The organism is Allostella sp. (genome assembly GCF_041913585.1).
Taxonomy (GTDB): domain Bacteria; phylum Pseudomonadota; class Alphaproteobacteria; order ATCC43930; family Allostellaceae; genus Allostella.
The window spans coordinates 1-11,492 of record NZ_JAYSFE010000138.1 but is presented as its reverse complement, the minus strand read 5'-3'; the positions used below and the strand labels follow the sequence as shown (position 1 = coordinate 11,492).

Annotated in this window: 10 protein-coding genes; 6 read left to right on the top strand and 4 right to left on the bottom strand. The window is 72.5% G+C overall.

The window, feature by feature from the left end; translation table 11 throughout:
• Entirely contained in the window at positions 1-2,175 is a 2,175-nt protein-coding gene (locus tag ACE3Q3_RS20195; RefSeq protein WP_374449042.1) for a N,N-dimethylformamidase beta subunit family domain-containing protein, read from the bottom strand.
• 23 nt (positions 2,176-2,198) lie between these two features.
• The gene (locus ACE3Q3_RS20190; protein ID WP_374449041.1) at positions 2,199-3,587 is read right to left on the bottom strand and encodes an aspartate aminotransferase family protein; all 1,389 of its coding nucleotides are present in this window, start codon (positions 3,585-3,587) and stop codon (positions 2,199-2,201) included.
• Positions 3,588-3,781: 194 nt separating this feature from the next.
• Here ACE3Q3_RS20190 and ACE3Q3_RS20185 point away from each other — a divergent pair, with 194 nt between their 5' ends.
• From ACE3Q3_RS20185 to ACE3Q3_RS20160, 6 genes are all read left to right on the top strand, one after another.
• Complete coding sequence (locus tag ACE3Q3_RS20185; protein ID WP_374449040.1) at positions 3,782-4,603, top strand: Stf0 family sulfotransferase; 822 nt, start codon at positions 3,782-3,784, stop codon at positions 4,601-4,603.
• 10 nt (positions 4,604-4,613) lie between these two features.
• Positions 4,614-6,116: a hypothetical protein gene (locus tag ACE3Q3_RS20180; protein ID WP_374449039.1), complete on the top strand. Its 1,503-nt coding sequence runs from the start codon at positions 4,614-4,616 to the stop codon at positions 6,114-6,116.
• Positions 6,117-6,203: 87 nt separating this feature from the next.
• On the top strand, positions 6,204-7,655 hold the full coding sequence (locus tag ACE3Q3_RS20175; protein WP_374449038.1) for an amidase: 1,452 nt from the start codon (positions 6,204-6,206) through the stop codon (positions 7,653-7,655).
• Entirely contained in the window at positions 7,598-7,909 is a 312-nt protein-coding gene (locus tag ACE3Q3_RS20170) for a Dabb family protein (RefSeq protein ID WP_374449037.1), read from the top strand. The genes ACE3Q3_RS20175 and ACE3Q3_RS20170 overlap by 58 nt, the downstream gene beginning before the upstream one ends.
• Before the next feature lie 31 nt (positions 7,910-7,940).
• Positions 7,941-8,624, top strand: a complete 684-nt coding sequence (locus ACE3Q3_RS20165) for an alpha/beta fold hydrolase (RefSeq protein ID WP_374449036.1) — start codon at positions 7,941-7,943, stop codon at positions 8,622-8,624.
• A 117-nt stretch (positions 8,625-8,741) separates the two neighbouring features.
• Complete coding sequence (locus tag ACE3Q3_RS20160; protein WP_374449035.1) at positions 8,742-10,034, top strand: NAD(P)/FAD-dependent oxidoreductase; 1,293 nt, start codon at positions 8,742-8,744, stop codon at positions 10,032-10,034.
• Positions 10,035-10,053: 19 nt separating this feature from the next.
• On the opposite strand, the gene wrbA is transcribed toward ACE3Q3_RS20160, so the two are convergent.
• A complete protein-coding gene (gene wrbA, locus ACE3Q3_RS20155; protein WP_374449034.1) occupies positions 10,054-10,653 on the bottom strand; it encodes an NAD(P)H:quinone oxidoreductase in 600 nt (199 codons plus the stop codon).
• Positions 10,654-10,781: 128 nt separating this feature from the next.
• Positions 10,782-11,492: NAD-binding protein (locus ACE3Q3_RS20150; RefSeq protein ID WP_374449033.1), on the bottom strand; the 711-nt coding region annotated here is incomplete at its 5' end.

The window sequence follows — 11,492 nt, the reverse complement described above, 5'->3', positions numbered from 1 at the left end:
TCAGGCCATGAAGCGCCGCAGCACGTTCTCCAGCATGCGGGAGACCTGGTTGTCGTAGCCGCCGTGGGAGAGGCTGCCGCAGAAGGTGATCGAGCCGGTCGAGAACACCGCCCCGCCCTTCGCCGTGTCGAAATAGACCAGCTCGGCGCGGATCAGATCCTCCGGCTTCTCGCCCGTGACCGTCGTCAGGTGCGTCAGAAGTTCCTCCGGAACCGTGACGAAATGCTCCTGGTGGCCCTCGGAGCGGGCGAGCACATGGGCGTTGGGCGGCGTCCCCAGCACCGGGTCGGCGCGGTCGAGCTCGAAGCCGGCGGCACCGCCGCCCGAGAGGCCGAAACCGCCGATCGTCTCGCCCTCGACGCCGGCGAAGATCCAGGCGACCGCGGGGTCGTAGGACGCGGGCAGGCGGCGGTAGAACGATCCCTCGAACTTGCCCTGGCCGGAGAAGCCGACGCCCGCCAGCTTCTGCGGCGGCCGGCCGTTGCGCCGCCACAGGCCGCCATAGGTGCCGTCGAGCTGGTTGTAGTACTCGCCGGATTCGGCCGCCCAGGCGCGGATGCCGCCCTCGCCGCGACGGATCTCGACGACGTGCGGCAGGTCCGGGCTGCGGGCGATCTTCCAGTAGAATCCGTTGCCGCCGAGATAGACGAGGCGGCCGCCGTCGCCGACATAGTCCTGGATGGCGTCGAGCGTCCGCGGCGTGTGGTACTCGGGGTGCGTCCCGGTCACCAGCACCTTGTAGGGCCGCAGCAGCTCCAGTCCCTCCGCGTCCAGTTCCTCGTCGGTGATGACGTCGAAGGCGATCCCCTTCTCCTCCAGCCAGTCGAGGAGATGCGTGTCGGCCGGGTAGTGGCGCAGGCCCGAGCCGCGCAGGTCCTCGTAGGAGAGATATCCGGGCCGGAAGTTGATGATCGGCCGGAGGCGCGACGACAGGCAGATGCCGCTGCCGTCGGGGTGGAAATTGTAGGTGCTGTGGCCGAACTCGTGGTGCTCGTCGGGGTGGTAGGGATAGGCGTTCCAGGCCGCACGGCGCGCCTTGTAGGCGTCGTCGCAGTTGAAACGCATGTAGTTGGCATAGACCTGGAAGGTGAAGGTCGAGGCGAGGAAGGCGACGGGCGCCGTCGCCCGCCCGCGCGGCGGGACGACATAGAACGGGATCACGTCCTCGTAGCCCGCCGTCCGGAGCCGCACGCCATAGGCGCCGCTCTTCATGTCGGCCGGGACCTCGACCGTGAAGTCCGTCGCCCAGCCGGCATCGCCGAGATCGTCGGAATGGAAATGGATCGCGGCATAGTGGCGGGGCTTGTGCCGCCAGCAATGCTCCTCGCCGGTCCACAGCGAGCCGCAGACGGCGCGGGTCGGCAGGTTGACGAGTTCGCCCGCGAACCGGCCGGGACCGGCATCCTCGACCGCCTGGGTGTCGATGCCGCGGGCGAAATCCCACCAGGCGAGGAGCTCGGGGTCGGCGCCGTCGGGCGGCCCGCCGGCGGCGCGGACGCCGCGATAGAGCCGCGGATCCTCGATCCGGCCGTCGAAGCAGTCGGTGCCGACGCCGTTCGCCAGCGCGGCGCCGACGGTGACCGGGGCGCCGGACGCGCCGGCCGGCACGAGGTCGGCCGCCGCCGCCACCGCACCGCTGTCCTGCGCGCCCCAGGTGACCGCGAGCGCCCGCTGCTCCAGGGCGAGCCGGCCGCCGCCGACGGCGGCCGTGATCTCGTACCAGCGTCGCGTCACCGGTGGCGCTGCGACCGCGACGGTCGCCTCGCGGCCGCCGGCGCGCACGGTCAGCCGCGCCCCGGTCGCGGTCATGGCGAGACGCCAGCCGTCGCCGGCCGCGTCGAGTCGGGCGATCACGGTGCGCGGCGCATCCGACAGCAGCCATGGCTGGACGCGCACGACCAGGGTGAAGGCATGGCCGGTATCGAGCCCCGGCGCGGCGATCCGGGCGTAGGAGCCGAGATGGGTGGGCTGGAACCGGCCGGGATAGGTGCCGGCGAAGTTCGACGGCTGTGGAACGTAGCGGATGCCCGGCCCGTCCGGGTTCGGATCGCCGTGGCGCACGCGCACGAGGTCCGCATCGAAGCTGCCGCCCGCGGCGCTCGACACCTTGACCTCGAGGCGGCCGCCCGGACGGACGGAGAAGCGGTCGGCATAGCCGATGAATGGAACCGTCATCGCCTGCAGTGTCCCCTCGGGTTTCAGATCACGCCGTCGGCGGCGAGTTCGTCGGCATAGTCGTCGATCACCCGGTCGAGCCGGTCGGCCAGCAGGTCGACCTCGTCGGCCGTCACGACGAGCGGCGGCGACACCATGACCCAGTCGCCATAGGTGCCGCGGTTGGTGCGCCGGCAATAGAGGGCGAGGCCGTGCTTCAGGCCCAGCGCCTGCAGCCGGTAGGGCGCCATCCGCTCCAGCGGGATCATCGCCTTCGAGTCCTTGTCGGCGACCATCTCGATCGCCATCAGCAGGCCCAGGCCGCGGACGTCGCCGACGATCGGGCTGCGGTCGCGGAGCGCCTCCAGGCGGGCGCGCAGGCGCCGCCCCATGCGATCGGCATTGCCCGGGAGGTCGCGCTCCTCCATCTCGGCCAGCACCGCACAGCCGACGGCGCAGGACAACGGGTTGGCGAAATAGGTGAAGCCCTGCATGAAGCCGCCCGCGCGGGCCAGCGTGTCCGCCATGGCGGCCGGCGCCATCATGACGCCCATCGGCGTGTAGCCGGCGGTCACTCCCTTGGCCAGCGTCACCAGGTCGGGCCGCGCATCGGGCCAATGGTCGGCGGCGAGGAAGCGGCCGGTGCGGCCGGCACCGCTCATCACCTCGTCGTAGATCAGGATCACGCCGTGGCGGGTGCAGATGTCGCGCACCATCCGGTAGTAGACGTCGGGGGCGACGAGCGCGCCGGTCGCGAGCCCGCCCACCGGCTCGAAGATGAAGGCGAGCACCGTCTCCGGCCCCTCGCGCAGGATCGCCTCCTCCAGCGCCGCGGCGCAGGCGCGCGCGTGGCTCTCTGGCGTGTGGTTCGCCGGCAGCCGGTAGGTGAAGGGCGCCGGCACCCGGTCGACGGCGCGCAGGAGCGGCCCGAACACCTCGTGCGCGTGGGCATCGCCGGAGACGGCGAGCGCGCCCAGCGTGTTGCCGTGGTAGCTGGGCTCGCGCGACAGCACCTTCCAGCGGCTCCCCTGGCCGGTCACCACGGCATGCTGGCGGCAGAACTTGATCGCGGTCTCGGTCGCCTCGGAACCGCCGGAGACGAGGAAGGCACGGTCGAGGCCGGGGCCGCAGAGCCGCGCCAGGCGCTGGCCCAGTTCCAGATTGGCCGCGCTCTCGAACTGCATCGGAAAGGCGAAGGCGGCCGCCCGCGCCTGCGCCACCAGGGCATCGAGCACCCTGGCGTTGCCATGGCCGAGGTTGCTCGCGACCGGCCCGGACGAGGCGTCGAGATAGCGGTTGCCGGCCGTGTCCTCGAGCCAGATGCCTTCGGCCCGCGCGATGCGCGGACGGCCGGGCGTGCCCGGCGGCAGGAAGAAGGACTGGATGCCCGCGTCCGAACGCGGCGGCAGAGTCGGGGTCGGGGAATCGTCCATCGGGGCAGGTCTCCGGGCGGGAGGGGGCGGGCCGAGCCGCCATTCTCGGCCACCCCGGCTGCCGCCGCCAGCCTCGGCGTGCGGGAAATCGCCAGGACGGGGGATGCTCGGCCGGATTGCGGCTCGGCCGGATTGCCGACCGTCGCGCAACCGTCATATTTTCGGAGGAGGCACAGTTCTAGAGGTCTGCCGAGATGCAGGAGGGGAGTCCGCCGATCGATCGCACCGGGCGACCGAAGGGACGCGACCTGCCCCTGTTCCGGGCGGAATATGATTGCGCGGAGTGGTCGGGACCGGCCCGGACCTACGTGATCTGCTCGACGCCACGGTCCGGGAGCACCCTGCTGGCGGAACTGTTCCGGGCGACGGGGCGGCTCGGGTCTCCCGCGGAATACTTCAACAAGGCCAGTCTGATGCCGAGGATGGCACGGCGGCTGGGGGCGCTTTCTCCGGAGGGAATGCTCGACCTCCCCGCCTACCTGCGCGCCCTGATCCGCTGGCGGACGTCCCCGAACGGCATTTTCGGCGTGAAGGTCCATTTCCAGGACCTGCGGCCGCTGCTTCATCTGGAGGCGGTGGGAAGGCTGCTGCGGACCTCTCGGCTGATCTGGATCCGACGACGGGACGTACTGGCGCAGGCGATCTCGCTCGAGATCGCCGAACGCACCGGACGGTGGAACCGTGTCCGTGATCGCGTCGACGAGCCCATTCCGCTCGCTTGGTCGCACACGTCCGTCGAGAGACGGGTCGGCGCGCTGCTCGAGGAGGACCGAGAATGGCAGATGCTGTTCGAGGCCAATGGCCTGACCGCCCACCGGATCGACCACGAGGATCTGATCGCCGACTGCGAGGCGGTCGCCGGAGCGGCCGCCCGCCACGCCGGTCTGGCCGATCCGCCGAGCTTCTCCCTCCCGGACGCTCCGGTCGGCAGCCAGCGAACCGAACTGAACGCGCGCTGGCGGGCCAGCTATCTCGGCGCGTACGCCCTCCCCAGAGGATCTGCCCCCGCGCCATGATCGGGTGGCCATGATCGGGGCAACGGAAGCGGCGCGGGCGCTGCGCTCCGGGCGCCTCGCCGATGCCGAGCGGGCCGCGCGCCGGAGCCTCGCCGACGAGGGCGAGGATGCGATGGCCCACTGGGTGCTCGCCACCGTCTGCCGGCGGACGGCGCAATGGGCGCCGGCGGCGGACCATCTCGAAGCCGCCCTCCGCCTCGACCCGCGCTTCCTGCCGGCGCTCCAGGATCTGGGCGCGCTGCGCATGCGCTTCGGCGATGCCGAGGGCGCCTTGTCGGTCTATCGCGCCGCCGTCGACGCCGCGCCGACGAAGATCGGGGCGCGCCAGGGCATGCTGGTCGCCATGCACTACTGCGCTTCGGTGGGCGCGGCCGAACTCGCCGAGGCGCATCGCGCGGCGGGCGCGCTGTTCCCGGACCGGGCACCGCGCCCGGCCCGACGGCCGCGGGCGGGAGGGCCGATCCGGGTCGGTTTCGTCTCGGCCGATTTCCGCCGCCACGCGACCCTGTCCTTCCTGCCGCCCATGCTGCGCGCGCTCGACCGCGGCCGGATTGAGGTCACACTCTATTCCGTCGTCCGCCAGCCCGACGCCGGCACCGCCCTCTTCCGCGGTCTCGCCGACCGCTGGGTCGACGCCGATCCGCTCGACGACGACGCGCTGGCGACGCGGGTGGCGGCCGACCGCATCGACCTGCTGATCGACCTCAACGGCCACACCGCCGGCAACCGACTGGGCCTGTTCGCCCGCCGGCCGGCGCCGGTCCAGGCGACCTGGCTCGACTATGTCCACTCGACCGGCCTCGCCCAGATCGACTGGTTCCTGACCGACGGCGACCACGTCCCGCCCGAGGAGGACGGCCGGCATGTCGAGCGGCCGCTGCGGCTCGCCCCGGGCACTTTCTGCTTCGATCCCCCGGGGGACGCGCCGGAGCCGCACCGTCGCCCCGGCCCCTTCACGTTCGGCAGCTTCAACGCGCTGGAGAAGGTCGGCCCGGCCGCCCTCGCCGCCTGGGCCGAGATCCTGCGGGAGGCCCCCGGCAGCCGCCTCCTGGTCTCGGCCGCCGCGCTCGACCGCGCCCCGGCCCGCAATCGCGTGCTCGGAACCCTCGCCGCCGCCGGCGCCGATCCGGCGCGGGTCGAACTGCTGGGCCGCACTGACCGGGACGGCATGCTGGAGCGCTATGGCGCGATCGACCTCCATCTCGACAGCTTCCCCTACAGCGGCGGGTTGACGACGCTGGAGGCGCTGTGGATGGGCGTGCCGACGCTGACCTTCCGCGGCGACCGCATCGCCGGCCGGCACAGCGCGAGCCACCTGCGCCGCGCCGGCCTCGCGCGCTTCGTGGCGCGCGACCCGGCCGACTACATCCGGCAGGCCGTGGCCTTCGCCCGCGACCCGGCGCCGCTGGCCGCGCTCCGGCCCGCGCTCCGCGAACGGGTCGCCGACAGCTCGCTGGTCGACGGCGCGAGCCAGGCCCGCGCCTTCGCCGACCTCGCCACCGCAATCGCCTGACGGTCGCCCGACGGTCCGTGCGTGCGGGCGCGGCGCGGCTCGGCTAGGCTTGGCCGCGCCCACCGACCTGCCCCGTTCCGGAGCCCCATGCATCTCGCAGACTACCTGTCCCGATCGGCCGTCGGGCTCGCCCGGACCGTGCGCTCCGGCGAGGCGACCGCGACCGAGCTTCTCGCCTGCGCCCGGGCACGTGCCGAGCAGGTCGACCCCGAGATCAACGCCATCGTCCGCACCTGGTACGGCGAGGCGGCGCGGCGGGCGGCGGAGGGGCCAAGCGGCCCGCTCGGCGGCGTGCCCTTCCTCTACAAGGACCTCAGCATCGCCTATGGCGGCCAGCCGATGTCGGCCGGCAGCCGCTTCTGGCGGGGTGCGGTGGCGCCGGCCCACACGGAGATCTCGCGGCGCTACCTCGCCGCCGGTCTGGTCCCGTTCGGCCAGACCAACAGCTCCGAGCTCGGCCTCGCCTGCGAGACCGCGCCCACTGCCTTCGGGCCGACCCGCAACCCGTGGAACCTCGCGCGGTCGAGCGGCGGCTCCTCGGGCGGTGCCGCCGCCGCGGTGGCGGCCGGCATCGTGCCGGCGGCGCACGCGACCGACGGCGGCGGCTCGATCCGCATCCCGTCGCACTGCTGCGGCGTCTTCGGGCTGAAGCCGAGCCGCGGCCGGACCCCGTTCGGCCCGCTGCTCGGCGAGGGCTGGAACGGGCTCTCCGCCCACCACGTCGTCTCCCGCGACGTCGCCGACAGCGCGCTGCTGCTCGACCTCGTCCATGGGCCCTCGCCGGGCGATCCCTACGCCGCCCCGGCGGTGCCGGAAGGCTTCGCCAGCGCCGTCGGCCGGCCCGAGAAGCGCTATCGCATCGCCATGCTGACCGAGACCTATGACGGCCGGCCGGTCGATCCGGACTGCGTGGCGGCGGTCGAACTGGCGGCCCGGCTCGCCGCCGACGCCGGCCACCATGTCGAGCCGGCGCGGCCGGCCGTCGACATGGCCGCGCTGAAGCGGGCGACCCGGACGCTGGTCGGCGCCAACGCCCGCGGCGCCCTGCTGCGCCGGGCCCGCGAACTCGGCCGCCCGTGGACCGCCGACGACCTCGAGCCGTCGACCATCGCCTGGGCGGAGGAGGCAGGCCACCTCACTGCCGACGACTACGTCGCGGCCGTCCTGACCATCCACGGCATCGGCCGTGTCCTCGGCGAGTTCTTCGAGACCTGGGACCTGCTGCTGACCCCGACCTTCGCCGTGCCGGCGCCGCCGATCGACACGGTCGACGTGCGCGAGCCGGACTTCGACACCTACTATGCGAAGCTGCGGAGCCTGAGCGAGTTCACCTCGATCCACAATTCGACCGGCTGTCCCGCCTGCTCGGTGCCCGTCCACTGGAACGCCGAGGGGTTGCCGGTCGGTGCCCAGTTCGCCGCCCGTCTCGGCAACGAGCGCGCCCTCTTCGCGATCGCCGGCCAGATGCAGGAGATGACCCGATGGACCGACCGCCAGCGGACGCTGCTCCAGTCCGCCACGTTTGCCTCTTCCGGCTGAAGCGCCCGCTGACCGCGGCCGACCGCGTCGGGCTCGACGGGTTCACGGCGGCGCTGCGGGCCGCCGACCCGGCGATCCTGGACTACCGCTTCGTCGACAACGGCGCCCGCAAGGCCCAGGGCTACACGCTGGTGCTCGACAGCGTCTTCGCCTCGCGGGCGGCGATCGCCGCCTATGTGCGCACGCCCTTGCACGACCGGCTGGCGGCCTTCATGGACGACTTCGTCGCCGACACCATCGTCGCCGACTACTGAGATCGCTCCGCCCCCGAAGGGAGATGCCGCGATGGCCAATTATCTCGTCTGCCACGGCGCCTGGTCCGGCGGCTGGTCCTGGGCCAGGGTCCGCCCGCTCCTGGAACAGGCCGGCCACACGATGCTGACGCCGACCTATACCGGCCTCGGCGAGCGCGCGCACCTGGCGAGCCCGGCGGTCGACCTCGAGACCCACATCGCCGACATCGGGAACGTCATCGCCTACGAGGACGCGCAGGACCTCGTGCTGGTCGGCCACAGCTACGGCGGCATGGTCGCGACGGGGGTGGCCGACCGCATGCCCGACCGGGTGCGCCGCCTCGTCTATCTCGACGCCTTCGTCCCCGGCGACGGCCAGTCGCTCAGCGACTTCGCCGGGTCCGGCCAGGTGGCCGAGCCGGTCGACGGCTGGCTCATCCCGCCGATGCCGCCGGCACCGGACGCGACGCCCGAGGACCTCGCCTGGACGACGCCGCGGCGGCGCCACCATCCGGCCCGCTGCTTCGTCCAGAAGCTCCGGATCGTCAACCCGGACCCACCCTTCCCGCGGACCTACATCCACTGCACGAAGAAGGCCGGCTTCGACCTCTTCCGGCAGTTCGCCGACCGCTACCGCGCCGATCCAGGCTGGAGCTTCCACACGCTCGACGCCAGCCACAGCCCGAACGTCACCGCGCCCGCGGCGCTGGCCGAGCTGCTACGATTCGTCGCCTGAGGAGAGCCGGCGGGCGCCGCATTTCGGGTCGACGGGGCGCCGGACGCGGCGCATGATCGATCGATCATCGCGCTCGGCCCCCGTCCGCGCGCGCCCCCACCCGACGCGACGGCGCCCATGACCCGCTCCCGAGTCCACGACTTCAACGCCCCGTCCGGCTGGAACGCCATGCTGCCGCCGCGGCGGCCGAACCCGCAAGCCGCCGGCCGCCATCGCGTCAAGTACGCGGTCGTCGGCGCCGGCTACACGGGCGCCGCCGCCGCCCGCCGCCTGCATGAGCTCGACCCCTCGGCCGACATCATGCTGCTCGACGCCGGGGTCGTCGGCGAAGGCTCCTCGGGCCGGAATTCCGGCTTCACGCGGCCGCTCGAGTTCCCGATGGAGCTGACCCGCGCCAACGCCGGTCGGGTGCAGAAGATCGCGCCCTTCCTCCAGGAGGGCTTCTACTGGCTGAAGGACATCGTCGAGCGGCACGGCATCGATTGCGGCCTCGTCCGCGCCGGCGTCATCCGCGGCGCCGCCACCGACCTCGGCGAGAGCCGCATCCGCACGGCGAGCGCGGTCCTCGACGAGCTCGGCTACGAGAACCAGATCCTCGGCCGCGAGGAGCTCGTCGACCGGGTCGCCACCTCCTACTACCGCTGCGGCCTGCTGGTCTCGGACTCCTACCTGCTGCAGCCGGCGGCCCTGATCCGCGGGCTGGTCGACAGCCTGCCGAAGGCGATCGCCGTCCACGAGCGCTCGCAGGTGAAGAAGCTCTCCCGGCGCGGCAACTGGCACCTGGAGCTCGACGGCGCCACCGTCGAGGCCGAGCGGGTGGTCCTCGCGACCAACGCCTACGTCAAGCATTTCGGCTATCTCGTCGACCGTACGGTCGCGACCTACACCTATGCGGCGCTGACCGAGGCGATGGCGCCCGAGGATGCCGGGCGCACCGGGTCGATGACGCACTGGGGCATCTTGCCGCCGCACAAGATGGGGACGACCTGCCGCCGCTTCGGCCGGGACCGGCTGATGGTGCGGAGCCTCGCCTCCTACGAGGGCGAACTCAGCCCGAGCGCGGTCCGCGCCGGGCTCACGCGGATCTACCAGGCGCGCTGGCCGCACCTCGCCCACGTCAAGCTGGAGCATGTCTGGGGCGGCGCCACCGCCTTCACGATGAACGGCGCGCCCTGGTGGGGGAAGTTCGACGAGGGGCTCTATTCGGCCGGCGGCTGCAACGGCGCCGGCATCACCAAGGGCACGCTGCTCGGCAAGCGCCTCGCCGAGCTGATGACCGGCCATGGCGAGCATGCCGGCCTGACCGAGGCGTTCGGGACGCCGAGCTGGATCGCGCCCGAGCCGTTCCGGCGCATCGGCTACCACGTCATCGCCCGCAAGGAGCGGAAGATGGCCGGGGCGGAGCGCTGAGCCGCCCCGGCCGCAGGGCTCACTTCGCCAGCTTGCCGGCGATCTCCGCGACGTGCCGGCCGAGGAAGCGGGCGCCGTCCAGTTCCGTCGCGCTCGGCTGGCGCGAGCCGTCGCCGGCGGCGATCGTGGTCGCGCCGTAGGGCGAGCCGCCGACGATCTCGTCCACCCGCATCTGCCCCTGGAAGGCATAGGGCAGGCCGGCCACGACCATGCCGTGATGCAGCAGGTTGGTGAGGATCGAGAAGAGGGTCGTCTCCTGGCCGCCATGCTGGGTCGCGGTCGAAGTGAAGGCCGCGCCGACCTTGCCGAGCAGCGCGCCCTTGGCCCACAGCCCGCCGGTCTGGTCCCAGAAATTCGCCATCTGCGAGGTCATGCGGCCGAAGCGCGTGCCGGTGCCGACGATGATCGCGTCGTAGTCGGCGAGGTCCTGGACCGAGGCGACCGGCGCCGCCTGGTCGAGCTTGAAGCCGCTGCGGCGCGCGACCTCCTCGGGCACCAGTTCCGGCACCCGCTTGACGTCGACCGTGGCGCCGGCCGAGCGGGCGCCCTCGGCGACGGCGCCCGCCATGGTCTCGATATGGCCGTAGCTGGAATAGTAGAGGACGAGAACCCGGGTCATGGCGAAGCCTCCGAAATGCGTTCCGCTGATGAACGCAGATATGAGGCCTCGGGTCCGGTCGCCGCCAGCCGGCTCGGGGGAAACGAATTGTTTCTCCCCGGCGAATGGTCCGAGCTTGCGTTGCCGGATTATGCCCGTACAGGCGCTTTTTCGGGCAGGCTGGCCGCGTCGAGCTCGGTCGCCGTCTCGCCGCACATCACCTGGCCCTTCCGCTTCGGCTGCGTCAGCGGGCCGGGCTTCGGCACGTTGCCGCGCATGAGATCGGTGCCGGCATAGAGGCCGCCGGTCGCCTGCAATTCCAGCCGCTCCTGGTCGCGGGCGCGGACGTCGGCCGTGATCTCGGCCGCCTCCTCGACCGGAACACCGAGCCGCACCAGCGCCGCCTCGCCGAAGGCCATCGCCGACTCGAACGTCTCGCGGATGTGGTACTCCACGCCCTCGGCGATCAGGTGCAGCGCGTGCTCGCGGTCGAAGGCCCGGACGAAGAGCGGCGTCAGCGGGAACTCGGCGCGCATCAGTTCGACGATGCGGTTGCTGGCTTCGGCCCGGTCGACGCAGACCAGCACCGCCTGCACCCGTCCCGCCCCCGAGGTTTCCAGGATGTCGAGGCGGGTGCCGTCGCCATAGTAGACCTTGAAGCCGAAGTCGGCGGCGCTGCGGATCATCTCCGGGTCGTTCTCGAGGATCGAGACTTCGAAGCCGCGGGCGAGCAGGGCCTGGCTCGCGACCTGGCCGAAGCGCCCGAATCCGATCATCAGCACGGTGCCGGCGAGGCCGTCCGCGGCGTCGAGGTCGCTCGTGTCCGGCGCCCGCTGCGGCAGCGCCCGGCGCAGCAGCAG